Raw genomic sequence first — 17,762 nt, 5'->3', positions numbered from 1 at the left:
GGGTCCCCGTCGCCGCCGTGAGGCGGGACGAGGGGCCCCGCCCGCACCGCCCCACCACACCAGCGCGGGTCAGAGCAGCGCCTCCAGGGTGATGGGCAGGTCACGCACCCGGCGCCCGGTCGCGTGGTAGACGGCGTTGGCGATCGCCGCGCCCGACCCGACGATGCCGATCTCACCGACGCCCTTGACGCCGAGCGGGTTCACCACCGTGTCCGGCACCTCGATGGTCTCCACAAACACGTCCGGCACGTCGGCGTTGACCGGTACCAGGTAGTCGTTGAAGCTCGCGTTCGCCCAGCGGCCGAGGCGCGGGTCCATGTGGGTGGCCTCCAGCAGCGCCTGGCTCAGCCCCCAGAGCATGCCGCCCATCAGCTGGCTGTGCGCGGTACGGCGGTTGAGCACCCGACCCGGGGCGAAGACCCCCACCATGCGGCGCACCCGGACCACACCGAGGTCGGCGTCGACGGCGACCTCGGCGAACTGGGCGCCGAAGGTGTGCATGCCGTAGCCGGGGTCGGGCGGGGGCGGGGTCCAGGTGCCCAGCGCCTCGACGTCCGGGAGGAAGTTGCGGCTCAGCAGCTCGGCGTAGGTCTCGCCGGTGTTGGGCCGGTCCCGCAGGCACATCCGGCCCTCCGAGACCGTCACCGCGTCCGGCTTCGCGCGGTGCAGCGGGGAGCGCTCGTCCGCCACCGCCTGCCGGATCAGCTGGTCCCGCAGCTCGGTCGCGGCGCAGTGCACGGCGGCGCTGGCCGCGCCGGTGCCGGCCGAGCCGACCGCGGCGGTGATGTTGGGCAGGTCGCTGCTGCCGCCCACGAACCGTACCCGGGCGACCGGCAGGCCGAGGGCGTCGGCGGCGACCTGGGTCATGGCGGTGGTCACGCCGGTACCGAACTCGGAGACGCCCGCCTCCACCACGGCGCTGCCGTCGGCGTAGAGCCGGGCCCGGGCGCGCTGCGGGTTGGGGGGTGCCACGTGCGGGTAGGCGGAAGCCGCCATCCCCCAGCCGACGAGCGTGTTTCCCTCCCGTCGGGCGGGCTCCCGCTCGCGGTCCCGCCAGTCGAACAGTTCGGCGCCCCGCTGGAGGCACTCCCGCAGCCCGCTGCTGGACCACGGATGGCCGCTGGTCGGGTCCTTCTCGGCGATGTTGCGCAGCCGCAACTCCAGCGGGTCGAGGTTCAGCTCCGCCGCGAGTTCGTCCATCGCGCACTCCAGCGCGAACATTCCCGTCGCCTCGCCGGGGCCGCGCATGAAGGTGGGTGTGATGGTGTTGCCCCGGGCCAGCCGGTAGATCCCCTCGTAGTTCGGGGTGGCGTAGACGATGCCGGGCGACTGCAGCGACGTCTCGGCCCAGTCGTCGAAGTGCGAGGTGATGGAGATCTTGTGGTGGCGCAGCGCGGTGAGCTTCCCGTCCGGCGTGGCGCCCAGGCTGAGCTGCTGCTCCTGCTCCTCCCGGTGCCCGCAGGAGTGGAACATCTGCTCGCGGTTGAGCGCCAGCCGCACCGGCCGGCGCAGCTGCCGGGCGGCGAGCACGCAGAGCGTGACGTGCGGCCAGATCATCGCCTTGGAGCCGAAGCTGCCGCCGACGAACTCGCTGATCACCTTGATCTTTCCCGGCGCTACGCCGAGCAGGGCGGAGACGGTCATCTGGGTGGCGGTCGGCCCCTGGGTGGAGTCGTAGACGGTGACCCGGTCGGCGTCGTCCCAGAGTGCGGTGGTCGTCGACGTCTCGATCGGGTTCTGGTGGTTGGCGGCGAAGTAGTAGGTCCGGTCGACCCGTACCGACGCCTTCTTGAGCCCGTCCTCGACGTTTCCCCGGACGAACTGTCCCGGCAGCATCCCGCCGAAGATCCGCTCGGGCACGTACGCCTGGTCCCGTACCTGGTCGAGCACGGTGCTGGCGGGAGACTGCGCGTACTGGACCCGGACCAGGGTGGCGGCGTGCTCGGCGCGTTCGATCGTGTCGGCGACCACGACGGCGACCGGCTGGCCGGCGTAGTGCACGCTGTCGTCCCGCATCGGAAACCAGCTCAGACCGGGCGCGGCGAGCCCCACCAGCGACGGCAGCAGCCGCGGCGTACCGGGTACGGGCGGCAGGTTCTCGTGGGTCAGCACGCCGACCACGCCGTCGGCCCGTTCGGCGGCCACCGTGTCGATTTCGGTGATCCGCCCGCTGGCCACCCGGGCGCCGACGAGCACCGCGTGCGCGAGCCCGGGCAGCGGGATCTCGCCGGTGTAGCGGGCGGCCCCGGTGACCTTCGCTCCGCCCTCGACGCGGGCCAGGGTGCCGCCGATCGCCGGGCTCATGCCGTCCCCCCGCCGTCCGTCGCCATCGACAGGGCGCGGACGATGGTCCGCCGCGCCAGCTCGATCTTGTAGTCGTTCATGCCGTGCGAGACCGCCGGCCGCAGCTCCTCCTGGGCCGCCGCCGCGAACGTGGTCTCGCTGGGCGGCGCGCCCACGAGGACCCGCTCGGCCTGGCGGGCGCGCCACGGCCGGGTGGCGACGCCGCCGAGCGCCAGCCGCGCCTCGGCGATCACTCCGCTCTCGACGGTGACGGCGACGGCCGCCGAGGCGAGGGCGAACTCGTACGAGTCGCGGTCGCGTACCTTCAGGTAGAGCGACCTGCTCCCGGCCGGCGGTGGCGGTACCTCGATCGCGACGATCAGCTCGCCGTGCCCGATCCGGTGTTCCCGTTCCGGGGTGTCCCCCGGCTCCAGGAAGAACTCGTCGAGGTCCAGCTCGCGGCGGCCGTCCGGGCCCTCGATCTGTACGACCGCGTCGAGCGCCACCAGCGCGACGGCGAGGTCGGAGGGGTGGGTGGCGATGCACTGGTCGCTGGTACCGAGCACGGCGTGCCCCCGGTTGACGCCCTGCATCGCGCTGCACCCGCTGCCCGGTACCCGCTTGTTGCAGCCGACCTCGACGTCGCGGAAGTAGAGGCAGCGGGTCCGCTGCATGAGGTTGCCGCCCATCGAGGCCATGTTGCGCAGCTGGGTGGAGGCGCCGAGATGCAGCGCCTGCGCGAGCAGCGGGTACCGCTCGCGCACCGGCCCGGCCCGGGCCACGTCGCCCATCCGCGCCAGCGCGCCGATGCGCAGGCCGCCGTCGGGCCGCTCCTCGATCTCCCGCAGCGGCAGGTCGTTGATGTCCACCAGCCGGGCCGGCTGTTCGACGTAGATGCGCAGCAGGTCGACCTGGTTGGTGCCGCCGGCGAGGAACTTGCTCTCCGGGTCCGCGGTGACCACGCCGACGGCGGTGGCCACGTCGGCCACCCGGGAGTAGCTAATGGGTCGCACCGCCGCCACCCCCCGCCGCCTGCTGGTCGTGGGCCTGCCGGATCGCGGCGCGGATGTGCGGGTAGGCCGCGCAGCGGCAGAGGTTGCCGCTCATCCAGTCTCGGATCTCGTCCTCGGCGGTGCCGTGCCCGTGCGCCAGGTACGCCACCGCGGACATGATCTGCCCCGGGGTGCAGTACCCGCACTGGAAGGCGTCCCGGTCGATGAAGGCCTGCTGCATCGGGTGCAGGCGGTCACCGTCGGCGAGCCCCTCGATCGTGGTCACCTCGTGGCCCTCGCAGGCGATCGCGAGGGTGAGGCAGGCCAGCACGGGTCGTCGGTCCACCCAGACCGTGCACGCGCCGCAGGCTCCCTGGTTGCACCCCTTTTTCGTCCCGGTGAGGTCGAGCCGGTCGCGGAGCGTGTCCAGCAGGCTCGCGCGTGGCTCGATCGTCGCGGAGCGGGGTACGCCGTTGACGGACAACTGCACCCCCACCACTCCGGGACCGCGCACCACGGCCGTGTCGGCGGTACCTGTCGCGCTGGTCACCCCGGAATACGTCAACCGGACCACCCCCGTCGGTCGGACACCGGCCCAGCGTAGGAACAAAACCGACCGGAAGCGGCGGGAGCCGGCAGATCCCCACCATCGGGTTAGGCCGTGTCTCGCGGCTCTCGGCGAGACACGGCCTGACCCCGGGGGTACGAACCTGCCGGTGCGCGGTCAGGCGGTCCGGGTGAAGTACCGGTTGGACTCGGGGCGGTACATCAGCACCAGCACGGCGACGTTGAGGATCGCGACGACGACGTCGAGGAGCAGCCGGATCACCCCGGCGGCGCCGCCGCCGATGCTGGCCAGCCCGGCGACGAACCCGATGAGCTGGAGCACCGCGAGGACCGTGAGCACGATCCGGGCCCAGTTGGCGCCGTCCCGCATCTTGAACACGACGAGCAGTTCGACGAGGAGGATGAGGAAGGCGAAGACCGCCGCGACGCCGATCACGGCGTTCGCGCCGGTGGTTCCCGCCCGGTCGGCGGCGTCGTCCGCGGCACCGCCGAAGAGCGAGATCACGGTGCTCACCACCCCGATCAGGATAACGAGCAGGCTGAGCCGGAACGCGTTGGTCACCGCGCCGGGTCGGGCCGGTTGCGTCTGGGTCGGTTGCATCGGTACACCGCCTTCGTCGAGAGGTCGCATCGGTCGCGCACATCCACCGAATCGGCGATATCTATATCCATCGAGTGGTCGGCTCAATCGGCCCAGCGAGCGGGACCGGCCAGAAATTCGCGGCGGTACCGCAAGAATCCTTCATTTTGATCAAGGGATGCGTTAGGAAGTACCGGCAGGTGTATGCGCCGCTTCCCGGCCCGGCCGTGGCCGGCCGCCCTACCCCCGAAGGATCATCGGCATGAACCCCCAGACCCCGCACCTCGACCGCCGTACGCTGCTCAGAACCGGCATCGGCGCGGCCGCCGCCACCGCGGTCGGCGCGGCCGGCGAGCTGGCCCTCCCCGGCGCCGCGCAGGCCGCGCCCGCCCAGGCCGCCACCGCGCGGCCGGCGCCGCCCTCGACGGAGACCGTCATCGGCAGCATCATCACCAACGACTCCTGGGCCGCCCGCCCGCCGGCGAGCCCCGTGGTGATGAACACCGGCACCACCCAGAAGATCGTCGTGCACCACACGGCGTACCCGAACAGCACCGACTACTCGGTCAACCAGGCCATCTGGCTCGCCCGCGACATCCAGAACCTGCACATGGACGGCAACGGGTGGGCCGACACGGGCCAGCACTTCACGGTCAGCCGGGGCGGCTACATCCTGGAGGGCCGGCACCGCAGCCTGGAGGGGCTGCGCAGCGGCGCCCAGCAGGTGGTCGCGGCGCACTCCCCCGGCGAGAACGGGCGCGGCATCGGCATCGAGAACGAGGGCACCTACATCACCGAAGCCCCGCCGGAGGCGCTGCTCCGCTCGCTCACCGACCTCTGCGTGGCCATCGCCACCCAGTACCGGCTCCAGGCCAACCACATCTTCGGGCACTGGGACTTCCAGGCGACCCAGTGCCCGGGGATCACGTTCTACCGGCTCTTCCCGCAGCTGCGCCGGGACGTCGCCAAGCGGCTCGGCACCCGGTACTCCGAGGTGCCGGCCCGTACCTGGCCGAACATCTTCTCCAGCAGCCGGGGCGCGGTGGTGCTGGTGGCGCAGTACCTGCTCAGGCTCAAGGGATACGCGCTCACCCCGAGCACCACCTTCGACGCGGCCCTGGTCGCCGCCGTGGAGGACTTCCAACGCCGCAACGGCATCGAGCCGGCCGGGCTGGGCGAGATCCTGGACTCCACCTGGGACCTGCTGGTCGTACCGCTGGACGGGCGCTCCACCGGCGACGCGGTCACCGCGCTGCAGAGCATCCTGGCGCCCAAGGGGTACGCGGTCACCCCGACCGGCGCCTTCGACGAGGCCACCCGGCAGGCCGTACGGCAGCTCCAGAAGCTGCACGGGCTGCCGGTGACGGGCCGGGTGGACCTGGCCACCTGGTGCGCCGCGGTCGGCGGCATCGTCCGCGAGGAGTTCCGCGGCACCCTGCGCCACTGACCCACCCCGCCCCGCTCCGCCCCGCGCGGGCCCCGTCGATCTAGGGCAAATCGTTGCTAGCGGATATCCACTAGCAACGATTTGCCCTCGATCGCGGATGAGGGCCGGGGAATCGCGGATGAGGGCCGGGGATTCGCGGATGGGGGCCGGAGGATCAGGCGACGACCGACACCATCCGCCCCGGCACCACGATCACCTTGCGCGGCTCCCGGCCGCCCAGCGACCCGGCCACCGCCGCCAGCGCCTCGCGCCGGATCTCCTCCTCGGCGGCGTCGACGGCGACCTCGACCCGGGCCCGGACCTTGCCGTTGATCTGCACCGGGTAGGTCACCGTCTCGGCCACCAGCAGGGCCGGGTCGGCGACCGGGTACGGCACGTACGTCAGCGACTCGTCGTGCCCCAGCCGCTCCCACAGCTCCTCGGCGATGTGCGGCGCGAACGGCGCCAGCATCAGCACCAGCGGCTCGGCCACCTCCCGGGGGGTGCCGGACAGCCGGGTCAGCCCGTTGGTCAGCTCGATCAGCTTGGCGATGGCGGTGTTGAACCGCATCGCCTCCATGTCGGCCCGCGCGCCGTCGATGGTCCGGTGCAGCAGCCGGCGGGTCTCGTCGTCGGCGGGGGTCTCCACCACCCGCGACGCGCCGGAGTTCTCGTCCACCAGGGCGCGCCAGACCCGCTGCAGGAACCGGTACGAGCCGACGACGGCCCGGGTCTCCCAGGGACGGGAGACCTCCAGCGGACCCATCGACATCTCGTACAGCCGGAAGGTGTCGGCCCCGTACGCGGCGCACATGTCGTCGGGCGTGACGACGTTCCGCAGCGACTTGCCCATCTTGCCGTACTCGCGCCGGACCGGGCGCTCCCCGTGGAACCAGCCGCCGTCCCGCTCGATCACCTCGTCGGCCTGCACGTAGCTGCCGCGCTCGTCGGTGTACGCGTACGCCTGGATCATGCCCTGGTTGAACAGCTTGCGGAACGGCTCGACCGACGAGACGTGGCCCAGGTCGTACAGCACCTTGTGCCAGAAGCGCGCGTACAGCAGGTGCAGCACGGCGTGCTCGGCGCCGCCGACGTACAGGTCGGTGCCGCCGCAGTCGCCGGCCGAGCGCGGGCCCATCCAGTAGCGCTCGTTGTCGGGGTCGACGAACCGGTCGGGGTTGGCCGGGTCCAGGTAGCGCAGCTCGTACCAGCAGGAGCCGGCCCACTGCGGCATCACGTTGGTCTCGCGGGTGTAGCGCTTCGGCCCGTCGCCCAGGTCCAGCTCGACCTCGACCCAGTCCTTGCGGCGCGACAGCGGCGTCTCCGGCTCCGAGTCGGCGTCGTTCGGGTCGAAGGTGCGCGGCGAGAAGTCGTCCACCTCGGGCAGTTCGACCGGCAGCATCGACTCGGGCAGGGCGATGGCCTGCCCGTTGGCGTCGTACACGATCGGGAACGGCTCGCCCCAGTAGCGCTGGCGGCTGAACAGCCAGTCCCGCAGCCGGTAGGTGACCGCGCCGGCGCCGTGGCCGTGCTCCTCCAGCCAGGAGATGATCGCCGCCTTGGCCTCGGCCACGCCCAGGCCGTCCAGGCTCAGGCTCCCGTCGGCGCGGGCGCTGTTGATCGCCGGGCCGTCCCCGGTGTACGCCTTGCCGTCGAAGCCCTCGGGCGGCGCCACGGTACGCACGATCGGCAGGTCGAAGACCTCGGCGAAGGCCCAGTCCCGCTCGTCCTGGGCCGGTACCGCCATGATCGCGCCGGTGCCGTAGCCGGCCAGCACGTAGTCCGCGATGAAGATCGGGATCTGGGCGCCGTTGACCGGGTTGGTGGCGTACGCCCCGACGAAGACGCCGGTCTTCTCCCGGCTCTCGGCCTGCCGCTCGACGTCGCTCTTGGCGCCCGCCGCCTTGCGGTAGGACTCCACCGCCTCCCGCGGCGTGGCGTGCCCGCCGGTCCACGCCGGCCGGGTCCCCTCCGGCCAGGCGGCCGGCACCAGCGCGTCGACCAGCGCGTGCTCGGGGGCCAGCACCATGTAGGTGGCCCCGAAGACCGTGTCCGGCCGGGTGGTGAAGACCCGGATCGGCTCGGCGGCGGTGGCGAAGTCGATGTGCGCGCCGGTCGAGCGGCCGATCCAGTTGCGCTGCATCAGCTTGATCGGCTCCGGCCAGTCCAGCCGGTCCAGGTCCTCCAGCAGCCGGTCACCGTACGCGGTGATCCGCATCATCCACTGCTTCAGGTTGCGCTTGAAGACCGGGAAGTTGCCGCGGTCGGAGCGGCCGTCGGGGGTCACCTCCTCGTTGGCCAGCACCGTGCCCAGCCCGGGGCACCAGTTGACCGGCGCCTCGGAGACGTACGCCAGGCGGTGGTCGTCGACGATCCGCCGCCGCTCCACATCGGTCAGCTCCGACCAGGGGCGCCCGTCCGGGGTGGGGCGGGTGCCGGCGGTGAACTCGGCGACCAGCTCGTCGATCGGGCGGGCCTTGCGCGCGTCCGGGTCGTACCAGGAGTTGAAGATCTGCAGGAAGATCCACTGGGTCCAGCGGTAGAAGTCGACGTCGATGGTCGCCACCGAACGGCGCTCGTCGTGCCCCATGCCCAGCCGGCGCAGCTGCGCCCGGTACCGGGCGATGTTGGCCACGGTGGTGGTCCGCGGGTGGGTGCCGGTCTGCACCGCGTACTGCTCGGCGGGCAGGCCGAACGCGTCGAAGCCCATCGCGTGCAGCACGTTGCGGCCGTTCATCCGCTGGAAGCGGGCGAACGAGTCGGTGCCGATGTAGCCCAGCGGGTGCCCGACGTGCAGCCCCGCCCCGGACGGGTACGGGAACATGTCCAGGACGTAGAGCTTCTCGGCGTCGGCTCGCGGGTGCGTCGGATCGGCCAGCGGACCGACCGGGTTCGGGGCGTGGAACGTGCCGCGCTCCTCCCAGCGGTCCTGCCACCGCAGCTCGATCTCGTTGGCCAGCGCCGCCGTGTACCGGAACGGCGGGATGTCCGCCGCCGGCTCAGCCGCCTCACTCATGGCGTCTCCTCGCTTCGCTCGTCACCGCCATGCCCACGTCACGGCCGTGCGGGCTGATGACCTCGCCTCGCTGGGTCATCGTGCCATCTCGGGGTTGCGGGTTCGGGACCGGCCGCGCTCCGGCCTGCCTCGGGGCACAAAAAAGCCCCTCACGCAGGAGGGGTGGCCGTGCCGTCGCGTCGATTCGCGTCAGCACGGCTCGCTAAGGAGCAGGTGGGCCCCGGACATGAGGGGAAGTCTAGCGCGCACCGCACGGTCGGTCACACCCGGTATCGGTAGGGGTGTTGTCGCATTCCGACCCCCTCCCGCGTTGCCGGTTGCGACGATGTGTGGTCGGCGGCACATCGGAATCGGACTAACCTGAGGGCAGGCGGGTGATCCGGCGAGCACCGGATGGACGTATTCTCCCGCGAACCTTTCGGCCGGCCCAGCGACTCTCTTAGGCAGCCGTGCAGCGACGAGGAGGAGGCCCGTGACACAACAGACCTGGGACGAGTTGGGCGGCGTACTGCCGAACGACGAGTTCCGCGCCGCGAGCGACGCCATCGTCGCGAACATCGAGAAGGTCATCGAGGGCAAGACCGCGACGGTCCGGCTCGCCCTCGCGGTCCTGCTCGCCGAGGGTCACCTGCTCATCGAGGACGTGCCGGGCGTCGGCAAGACCAAGCTGGCCAAGGCGCTCGCCCGCTCGATCGACTGCTCGGTACGGCGCATCCAGTTCACGCCCGACCTGCTCCCCAGCGACGTGACCGGCGTCAGCGTCTACAACCAGGAGAACCGCGACTTCGAGTTCCGCCCCGGCGCGGTCTTCGCGAACCTGGTGGTCGGCGACGAGATCAACCGGGCCTCCCCAAAGACCCAGTCGGCGCTGCTGGAGTGCATGGAGGAGCGCCAGGTCACCGTCGACGGCACGACGTACGAGCTGCAGACGCCGTTCATGGTCATCGCCACCCAGAACCCGATCGAGATGGAGGGGACCTACCCGCTGCCCGAGGCGCAGCGCGACCGGTTCACCGCCCGGATCGCGATGGGCTACCCGGACCCCGGCGCGGAGCTGGCCATGCTCGACGTGCACGGCGCCCGCGACCCGCTGGACGAGCTGCGTCCGGTCGCCGACGCGGTCACCGTACGGCAGCTGATCGCGACGGTACGCAACGTGCACGTCGCCGACGCCGTCAAGCAGTACGCCGTCGACCTGGTCACCGCCACCCGGGAGGCGCCGGACCTGCGGCTGGGCGCCTCGCCGCGGGCGGCCCTGCAGCTGCTGCGCACGGCCCGCGCGGTCGCCGCCCTGGAGGGGCGCGACTACGTGCTCCCCGACGACCTGCAGGTGCTCGCGGTCCCGGTGCTCGCGCACCGGATCATCCCGACCGCCGACGCCCAGCTCTCCCGGCGGACCACCGACGCGATCGTCGCCGAGCTGGTGCACCGGCTGCCGCTGCCGCACGACCGGCAGCGCTCCCCCTACGACACCCGGCCGCCGACCCAGGGTGACGGGAACGGGAGATCGCAGTACGAACCGCGGAGGCGATGAGGGTGCGCGAGGCGCTGCGCGGACTGACCACGCGCGGTCGGTCCTTCCTCGCCGCGGCCGTCGCCGCAGCGCTCTCCGCCGTGATCCTCGGCGAGAAGGACCTGCTCCGGGTGGCGATCCTGCTCGCCATCCTGCCCCTGCTGGCCGCCGCATACGTCGGGCGCAGCCGCTACAAGCTGGCCTGCAACCGCTCGCTGGAGCCGCACCGGGTGCCGGTGGGGGCCAGCTCCCGGGTGGTGCTGCGGTTGCAGAACATGTCCCGGCTGCCGACCGGGACGCTGCTGCTGGAGGACCGGCTGCCGTACGCGCTGGGCAGCCGGCCCCGGGTGGTGCTGGAGCGGCTCGGCGCGTACCAGGCCAGCTCGGTGGCGTACACGGTCCGCGCCGACGTCCGGGGCCGGTACGAGGTCGGGCCGCTGGTGGTCCGCCTCACCGACCCGTTCGGGCTCTGCGAGCTGACCCGCGCCTTCCCGACCACCGACCGGCTGACCGTGATCCCGCAGGTCACCCCCCTGCCGACGGTCCGGCTGCCGGGCGAGTACGCCGGCGCCGGCGACAGCCGGGCCCGCTCGGTCGCGGTGCACGGCGAGGACGACGCGGCGACCCGCGAGTACCGCCGCGGCGACGACCTGCGCCGGGTGCACTGGAAGTCGACCGCACGCACCGGCGAGCTGATGGTGCGCCGCGAGGAGCAGCCCTGGGAGAGCCGGGCGACCGTGGTGCTGGACACCCGGGCCGCCGGTCACCGGGGGGAGGGCCCGACGGCGAGCTTCGAGTGGGCCGTCTCCGCGGCGGCCAGCATCGCCGTGCACCTGCGCCAGTCCGGCTTCAAGCTGCGCCTGGTCACCGGCTCGGGCGGCGACACCGACGCGACCGAGGCGGCCGGGGACGGCCTGCTCCTCGACCACCTCGCCGAGGTCCGGCTCAACCCGCGCGGCGATCTCGGCAGCCTGGTCGAGCGGGTACGCCAGCGCTCCGACGGCGGGCTGGTGATCGCCCTGCTCGGCACCCTGGATCCGGCCGAGGCCGAGCTGCTGGGCGGGCTGCGCGGCAACGGCGCCACCTGCGTCGGCTTCCTGGTCGACAGCACCACCTGGCTGAACCTGCCGCCGCAGGCGCGGGCCGAGGCCGACCGGCAGCGCGGCGCCGCCGCGCTCAGCCTGATCCGTACCGGCTGGCGGGTGATCGGCGTGGACCACGGCAGCCGGCTGCCCGCCCTCTGGCCGCAGGCCGCCCGGGGCTCGCAGGGCTTCGCCTGGCGGGCCGCCCTGGCCGAGACGGTGGCCGGGGGGATGCGGTGAGCGGGCACACGGCCCCGGCCGGGACGGCGGCCGGGCGGACCCCGGTGAGCGGGCACACCGCGCCGGCCGGCGCGCCCGGCCGGTCCCCCGGGACCGCGCCGGGACGCCCGGACAGGCACGACAACGAGGAGAGCGGGGCGACGGCATGAACGGCAGGCGGCACCTGGGATTCGTGGCGGCGGCGGCCACGCTGCTCGCCGCCGCGCCGCTCTCGACGATCTTCGCCCAGTGGACCTGGCTGTTCCAGTCCTTCATCGCGGTGGCGCTGGTGGCCGGCGCCGCCACGCTGGTGCGCTGGCTGCGCGGTCCGCTCTGGACCCAGGCGCTCGGCATGGCGGTCGCGCTGCTGTTCGCGCTGACCTGGATGTTCCCCAGCAGCGGCGAGCTGCTGGCGGTGCTGCCCATGCCGGAGACGTTCACCCACTTCGCCGAGCTGGCGAGCGGCTCGGTGACGGACATGCGGTCGTACGGGGTGGAGGTCCCCGACACTCCCCCGCTGCTGTTCATCACCGTGCTCGGAATCGGCGGGGTCGCCATCGTGGTCGACCTGCTCAGCGTCGGGCTGCGCCGCCCCGCCCTCGCCGGTCTGCCGATGCTCGCCATCTACTCGGTGCCGGTGGCCGTCTACGTCGACAGCGTGCCCGCGCTGCCGTTCGTCGTCGGCGCGATCGGCTTCCTCTGGCTGCTGGTCGCCGACAACGTCGACCGGGTGCGTCGGTTCGGCCGGCGGTTCACCGGCGACGGCCGCGACGTCGACGTCTGGGAGCCGTCCCCGCTGGCAGCGGCCGGGCGGCGGCTGTCGGTGCTCGGCGTGGTGCTGGCGGTGCTGCTGCCGGTGGCGGTCCCCGGGATGACCACGGGGCTACTCGACCGGTACGGGGCGGTCGGCGGCAACGGCAACGGCAACGGGCGGGCCGGTGGCGGCCAGCCCACCCGGATCGACCTCTTCGCCTCGCTCAGCGGGCAGCTCAACGAGTCGAAGGTGACCGAGCTGGTGCGCGTCACCACGAACGAGCCGAACCCCTTCTACCTGCGCTTCGGCGTCGCCGACGACCTGGACTCGGACGGCTTCCGGGTCTCCGCCCCGAGCGGTCGCCCGGTGAACCGGACGCTGCCGGACCCGCAGGCGAGCGTCCGGGCGGGCGTGACCTTCAATCGGTACGCGGCGCGGGTGCACACCACGGCCAACTTCGGCATGCCGCTGCTGCCGATGTACGGGCAGCCGGTCTCGACCCGGGACCTGGACTCCAGCTGGCTCTACGACCCGAACCTGCAGATCGTCTACAGCAACCGGGGCGTGGCGAAGGAGAAGAACTACTCGTTCGAGTACGTGCGGGCGGTCTACAGCCCCGCCGTGCTGGACGCGGTACCGAGCCTGCCGGCGTCGGACGGGCTGCGCCGGGAACTCACCTCGACTCCCCCGGTACGCGAGGTCAACGAGTTGGTCAGGGGACTCATCGCGAACAAGCGGACCGACTACGACCGGGTAATGGAGATCTACAAGTACTTCTCCGCCAAGAACGGCTTCCAGTACAGCCTGAGCACCGAGGGCGGTACCAGCAGCCAGGACATCCTCAACTTCCTCGCCAACAAGCGGGGCTTCTGTCAGCAGTACGCGGCGGCGATGGCGTGGCTGGTGCGGACGGCCGGCGTACCGGCCCGGGTGGCCTTCGGCTTCACCAACGGCGCCGGCACCCAGGACGGCACGTACGTGCTGACCAACCGCAACCTGCACGCCTGGACCGAGGTCTACTTCCAGGGCGTCGGGTGGGTGCCGTTCGACGCCACCCCGGCCGCCTCGGTCGCCGGCTCGATCCGGTCGGAGTGGGCTCCCGACGTGGACGCGCCCGCCCCGTCCACCCCGTCGACCAGCACCTCGGCGCCGTCGAGCACCGACCCCTCCGCCGCGCCGGTCGGCTCCGACCGGCAGGAGATCGACCCGGACGCGGCCCTGAACCTCGACTCCGGCGTTCCCGCGCGGCAGGCGCCGACTTGGCCCTGGTGGGCGGCGGGCGGGGTGCTCCTGGCCCTGCTGTTGCTCGCGCTGCCGGGCCTGCGCCGGGCCGCTCTGCGCCGCCGGCGGCAGGCCGCGCCGGCGCGGGGCGCGACCGGCGAGGCCGTACGGGTGGCCACGGCCGAGCCCGGGGTGGCCCAGGTGCTGCCCACCGCCGCCGAGACGGAGCGGGTACGGGCACAGGCGCACGCCGCCTGGGACGAGCTGATCGACACGATGGTCGACTTCCGGCTCCGGGTGGATCCGGCGGAGACGCCACGGGCGACCGCGGATCGGCTGATCCGGGAGGAGCTGACCACCGGCCCGGCGGCCGAGGCGGCCCGGCTGCTCGGGCGGGCCGAGGAACGGGCGCGCTACGCCCGGGACCCGCTGCCCGGCGGCCAGCTCGGTGAGGCCCTGCGGGCGGTACGGCGGGCGGTCGCGGCCGGGGCGAACCGCCGGGCCCGGCTGGTCGCGGCGACCCTGCCGCCGTCGGTGCTGCTGCGTTGGCGGCTACGGATCATGGACGTCTCGTCCCGACTCGTGCTGGCCGGCGGCCGGCTGCGTACCGGCGTCCTGGGTCGGTGGCGGCCCCGGCGGATTCTGACGCGCTGAGCTGCTCGTGAGAGGTTCGGGGGCGGCTGGTTCGTGAGAGGTTCGGGGGCGGCATCCCCGCTCTGGGCGGTCACGCTTGATCCCGTCGCGGGGACGCCGCCCCCGAACCGCTTGCCGGATATTTGCGCCAAATAGGGCGAACTGGGGCCTGGGTGGGGCTAACTTGTCCGGAGAGTCGCTCGCTCGTCCGGGATCGGGCCGGGGCTCAGCGCCGGCGCGGGTTGATCACCCGCTCCGGCGGATCCGCCTCGTCCCGGCGACCAGCCGTCCCGACCCGGTGCTGTCTCGGCGCCCGGTGCTAGCTCGGCGCCCGGTGCCGTCCCGACCCGGTGGTCAGCGGTGCCCCTCCGGGCGCTGGCGCCACCGCTCTTCCAGGCGGTCGACCAGCGAGAGCCGGCGCCCCCGGGAGCGGGTGCGACGGCTGGTGGTGCCGCCCACGACGTGCAGGTCGGGCGACTGGGCCCGGCGGTGCGACTGCATCGCGAACGCGGCCGCGCCGAGCATGACGACGAAGCCGGCCACCCCGAGCAACGGCAGTTTGCTCACCGCGCCGTAGACGAGAAACGCAAGGCCGACGACGATGACGCCGGCGGCGACGAGCAGGCGACGCCGCGCGTGGAAGCGCGGGTCGGTAGCGCGCACAGCCGAGGCGAACTTGGGGTCCTCGGCAAGCGACTGCTCGATCTGCTCGAACAGCCGCTGCTCGTGCTCCGAGAGCGGCACGGCACTCCTCCCCGGTCACGTTGGCCGGCCCACTCGGGCCGACAGACCGTGGCAGCCAACCGGCTGCTTACGCGCAAGTCTACGAGGGGGGTCGCGGCTCGGAAAGCGGGACGACCTATGGCCGGGCCTGATTTTCCGTCCGGCGCGGATCATCGGTCCGCAACAGGCTCGCCGGACGTACCACGGAACGCCCGAATCGGGCAGCGACGGCGTCGGCGGCGGCCTCCGCCTCGCGCCAACCGTGCGCGGGCGCGTCGAGCGCGGGTTGGTGCGGCGTCGAGTCGGCGTCGCTGAGCCCCTCCAGACGTACCCCGACGAGGCGGATGCTCTCGGCCGGATCGAGCGCGACGAAGAGCGCCCAGGCGGTCTCGAACACCTCGCGGGCCACGTCGGTCGGGTTGGCCAGGGTCCGGGACCGGTTGACCGTGCGGAAGTCGGCCAGCCGGACCTTCACCGACACCGTGCGCCCCACCTGCCCGGCACGCCGCATGCGTACCCCGACCTTGTCGGAGAGCGCCAGCAGCGCCCGCCGCAGCACCGCCCGGTCGCTGACGTCGGTGTCGAAGGTGACCTCGGCGCCGATCGACTTCTCCACGTGCTCCGGGCTGACCTGCCGCGGGTCCCGGCCCCAGGAGAGTTCGTGCAGGTGGGTGGCGGCCGCCTCGCCCAGCGCGTGCCGGAGCATGGTCAGGGGCGCGTGTGCCACGTCACGTACCGTCGCCAGACCCAGCCGGCGCAGTTTCTCGGCGGCCCGCTCGCCCACCCCCCAGAGCGCGGCGACCGGCAGCGGGTGCAGGAAGTCGAGCACCTGGGTGGCCGGCACCACGAGCAGGCCGTCGGGCTTGGCGCGGGTGGAGCCGAGCTTGGCGACGAACTTGGTCGGGGCGACCCCGACGGAACAGGTCAGCCCCTCCTGCTCGACGATGCGGCGGCGGATCAGCCGGGCGATCTCCACGGGCCGTCCGAGCAGCCGGCGGGCGCCGGCCACGTCGAGGAACGCCTCGTCCAGGGAGAGCGGCTCCACCAGCGGCGTGACGTCACGGAAGATCTTCATGACCGCCCGCGAGGCGGCCGTGTACTGCCCGAAGTCGGGCGGCAGGAAGACGGCGCCCGGGCAGAGCGCCCGCGCCCGCATCGTCGGCATGGCGCTGCGTACGCCGTAGACCCGGGCCTCGTAGCTGGCCGAGCTCACCACGCCGCGCGGGCCGATCCCGCCGACGATCACCGGACGGCCCCGCAGCTCGGGCCGGCGCCGCACCTCCACCGAGGCGAAGAACGCGTCCATGTCGACGTGCAGGATCGGCGAGGCGGAGTCGTCGGCGTCCGGGCCGAAGCGCGGGTCACCGCCGCGCGGCACCGACTGGCTACGACCCATGCCGGCAGGCTAACCCCCGGGTACGACGCGCCCGTGCGGGACGGCCCCGGCCCGGCTGGGCGCGGTTGACTTCGAGCGCGCTGGAACTCGTAGCGTGGTCGACGTCGACACGATCCGTGCGGAGTGACGGACGGGAACGGTGCCGCTCGGCCGTACCGGCGAACGGGTCAGCCGCGGCGCACCAGCAGCGGGATGGTCATCTCGGCCGCGGTGCAGGAGCCGTGGTAGGCGACCAGCCGCGCCTCGACCGGGCTGTCCGTGCGGCTGTCGAGCACGGCGTACGGGCCGAGGCAGGCGACCACCACGTCGCCGACGCGCCGCCGGTGCGGTTCGGGCACGGGGCCGAACCAGCCGGCGGCGATCGCCTCGGCCCGGCCGGCCACCCAGGCGCGCCCGCCCAGCTCCGCCGACCAGGCGGCGACCACGTCGGGCTCGGCGCCGGGGCGCACGTGCAGGTAGCGCACGCGCGGCTCGCCCGCGACGAGCCGCACCCCGGCCCGCAGGCCCGGTTCGGCGTCGACGTCGAGGCGGTTCTCGTACGGGATGTTGAGCTGCCCGTGGTCCGCCGTGACCAGCAGCGCGGCGTCCCGGGGCAGCCCGTCGACCAGCCGGGTGAGCAGCAGGTCCAGCTCGACGGCGGCCTGCCGCCAGGGCAGCGAGTCGACGCCGGCCAGGTGGCCCTGCTTGTCCAGGTCCGGGTGGTAGCCGTAGACCAGGGCCGGCCCGGTGCCGGCGCCGAGGGCGGCCAGCATCCCGGTGGCCAGGCTCCCCGGGTCGGCCGCCGCCCGGTAGGTCCCGCCCCGGTTCGCGGCGACGGTGAGGCCGCTGCCCGCGTACTCCGGGCGGCTGACCACGGTCACCGCCACCCCGGCCGCGGCGGCCCGCTCCAGCTGCGTCGGTACCGGCTGCCAGCGCAGCGGGTCGGGGTCGTCGGTCCAGTTGATGTGGGTGAGCACGCGGTCGGTGCCCGGCACGTTGACCCGGAAGCCGAGCACCCCGTGCGCGCCCGGGGCGACCCCGGTGCCGAGGCTCACCAGGCTGGTCGGGGTCGTCGAGGGGAAGCCGCTGGTCAGCGTCCGGCCGTGCCGGGCCGCCAGCTCGGCCAGGGCCGGGGCGTACGGCGCGGCGGTGGGGATCTGGTGCCAGCCGAGCCCGTCGACGAGCAGGACGGCGATCCGGCGCACCCCGTCGAGGGCCCCGGCCAGCCCGAGCGGGTCGGCGGCCCCGGGCACGTCGAGCACGGCCAGCGCGCTGGGGAGCACGTCCGCCAGGCTCCGCTCGCCGTAGCGCGGTCGGACCTGGTCGAACGGGCCGGCCGGCGGGGCGGGCAGGGCCGGCACCTCGGCGGCCGGGCGGC

At 73.3% G+C, this 17,762-nt stretch carries 12 protein-coding genes; 4 read left to right on the top strand and 8 right to left on the bottom strand.

What is annotated here, in order from left to right:
- Positions 1–69 precede the first annotated feature (69 nt).
- From AB0J86_RS10340 to AB0J86_RS10325, 4 genes are all read right to left on the bottom strand, one after another.
- The gene (locus AB0J86_RS10340) at positions 70–2,304 is read right to left on the bottom strand and encodes a xanthine dehydrogenase family protein molybdopterin-binding subunit (RefSeq protein ID WP_363855569.1); all 2,235 of its coding nucleotides are present in this window, start codon (positions 2,302–2,304) and stop codon (positions 70–72) included.
- Positions 2,301–3,296: a xanthine dehydrogenase family protein subunit M gene (locus AB0J86_RS10335; protein WP_363855566.1), complete on the bottom strand. Its 996-nt coding sequence runs from the start codon at positions 3,294–3,296 to the stop codon at positions 2,301–2,303. Before AB0J86_RS10335 ends, AB0J86_RS10340 begins: the two co-directional genes overlap by 4 nt.
- Positions 3,283–3,765: a (2Fe-2S)-binding protein gene (locus AB0J86_RS10330; RefSeq protein WP_363855794.1), complete on the bottom strand. Its 483-nt coding sequence runs from the start codon at positions 3,763–3,765 to the stop codon at positions 3,283–3,285. Before AB0J86_RS10330 ends, AB0J86_RS10335 begins: the two co-directional genes overlap by 14 nt.
- 234 nt (positions 3,766–3,999) lie before the next feature.
- Complete coding sequence (locus AB0J86_RS10325; protein ID WP_363855564.1) at positions 4,000–4,443, bottom strand: hypothetical protein; 444 nt, start codon at positions 4,441–4,443, stop codon at positions 4,000–4,002.
- A gap of 241 nt (positions 4,444–4,684) precedes the next feature.
- On the opposite strand from AB0J86_RS10325, the gene AB0J86_RS10320 reads away from it, so the two are divergent.
- Entirely contained in the window at positions 4,685–5,869 is a 1,185-nt protein-coding gene (locus AB0J86_RS10320) for an N-acetylmuramoyl-L-alanine amidase (RefSeq protein WP_363855561.1), read from the top strand.
- A 154-nt stretch (positions 5,870–6,023) separates the two neighbouring features.
- Here the strand turns inward: AB0J86_RS10320 and leuS are convergent, their stop codons facing one another.
- Positions 6,024–8,864, bottom strand: coding sequence for a leucine--tRNA ligase (leuS, locus tag AB0J86_RS10315; protein ID WP_363855558.1), 2,841 nt, complete (start codon positions 8,862–8,864; stop codon positions 6,024–6,026).
- A gap of 472 nt (positions 8,865–9,336) precedes the next feature.
- Here leuS and AB0J86_RS10310 point away from each other — a divergent pair, with 472 nt between their 5' ends.
- From AB0J86_RS10310 to AB0J86_RS10300, 3 genes are all read left to right on the top strand, one after another.
- Positions 9,337–10,398 (top strand): MoxR family ATPase, encoded by a 1,062-nt coding sequence (locus AB0J86_RS10310; RefSeq protein ID WP_363855555.1) that lies wholly within the window; start codon positions 9,337–9,339, stop codon positions 10,396–10,398.
- A 2-nt stretch (positions 10,399–10,400) separates the two neighbouring features.
- Complete coding sequence (locus AB0J86_RS10305; RefSeq protein ID WP_363855792.1) at positions 10,401–11,699, top strand: DUF58 domain-containing protein; 1,299 nt, start codon at positions 10,401–10,403, stop codon at positions 11,697–11,699.
- Between the two features lie 145 nt (positions 11,700–11,844).
- Positions 11,845–14,307 (top strand): DUF3488 and transglutaminase-like domain-containing protein, encoded by a 2,463-nt coding sequence (locus AB0J86_RS10300; RefSeq protein ID WP_363855552.1) that lies wholly within the window; start codon positions 11,845–11,847, stop codon positions 14,305–14,307.
- 333 nt (positions 14,308–14,640) lie between these two features.
- On the opposite strand, the gene AB0J86_RS10295 is transcribed toward AB0J86_RS10300, so the two are convergent.
- The 3 genes from AB0J86_RS10295 to AB0J86_RS10285 all read right to left on the bottom strand — a co-directional run bounded on the left by AB0J86_RS10295 (position 14,641) and on the right by AB0J86_RS10285 (position 17,745).
- The gene (locus AB0J86_RS10295) at positions 14,641–15,030 is read right to left on the bottom strand and encodes a DUF3040 domain-containing protein (protein WP_363855549.1); all 390 of its coding nucleotides are present in this window, start codon (positions 15,028–15,030) and stop codon (positions 14,641–14,643) included.
- Between the two features lie 115 nt (positions 15,031–15,145).
- Positions 15,146–16,405: a DNA polymerase IV gene (locus tag AB0J86_RS10290; protein ID WP_363855546.1), complete on the bottom strand. Its 1,260-nt coding sequence runs from the start codon at positions 16,403–16,405 to the stop codon at positions 15,146–15,148.
- Positions 16,406–16,572: 167 nt separating this feature from the next.
- Positions 16,573–17,745, bottom strand: coding sequence for a nucleotide pyrophosphatase/phosphodiesterase family protein (locus tag AB0J86_RS10285; RefSeq protein WP_363855790.1), 1,173 nt, complete (start codon positions 17,743–17,745; stop codon positions 16,573–16,575).
- Between the last annotated feature and the right edge of the window lie 17 nt (positions 17,746–17,762).

It is taken from the genome of Micromonospora sp. NPDC049559 (assembly GCF_040676675.1).
GTDB lineage: Bacteria > Actinomycetota > Actinomycetes > Mycobacteriales > Micromonosporaceae > JBFAPK01.
This window is presented reverse-complemented; position numbering and strand designations above follow the sequence as displayed.